This window comes from Micromonospora sp. CV4 (assembly GCF_003667455.1).
In the GTDB taxonomy this organism is placed as follows: Bacteria; Actinomycetota; Actinomycetes; order Mycobacteriales; family Micromonosporaceae; genus Micromonospora.
In genome coordinates, this window is sequence record NZ_RCVI01000074.1 from 1 (window position 1) to 574 (window position 574).

1 protein-coding gene is annotated in these 574 nt (G+C 66.4%); it reads right to left on the bottom strand.

Annotation, left to right across the window (positions count from 1 at the left end; translation table 11 throughout):
* Window positions 1-304 precede the first annotated feature (304 nt).
* Window positions 305-574, bottom strand: a 270-nt coding sequence (locus EAD98_RS00430; protein WP_147457297.1) for a tyrosine-type recombinase/integrase, incomplete at its 5' end; no start/stop codon positions are given.

A 574-nucleotide genomic window follows, 5' to 3' on the forward strand; every position in this document is an offset into this window, starting at 1 on the left:
CGACTACCGATCCGGACAGCCGGCCGGGCTACGGATCAGGTGATCGGGCCCGTTAACGTCCGCCCGGCAGACGCCCTCCCGTCCTTGATCAACAAGTACAGCTTTAGTGCAAACGACCGCCGCAAGGGGTGTGAATTGTCGAGAGGCGCTGAGGGGCGGGGCCGCAGGTCGGAGCACTGATCGGTCCGTTTGCGGCTGATCCGCGCGCCGGCTTGCGGCTTAGGGTTCAAGTCCCCTGGGGCTCCACCAACACTTTCCCTGGTTGATCTCGCTTCCGAGTACAGCCATTCGTACAGCCAAGCGGTCACGCTGTCCCCTCCTCGCCCAGCAACCGATCGATGGCCGGGGCAGCCTGACGAGCCTGCGCCGGCAGGACATGCCCGTAGGTGTCGGCCGTCATCCGGATCGTCGAGTGCCCGAGCAGCTCCATCACCGTCCACAGTTCCTCGCCTTGGTCGAGCAGGAACGTCGCGAAGGCATGCCGCAGGTCGTGCAGGTGCAACCAGTCCAGCCCGGCCACCGCGCGGAGCTGCTCGAAGCGCCGGTTGACGTTCCGCGGATCCCCTCGCCGGAC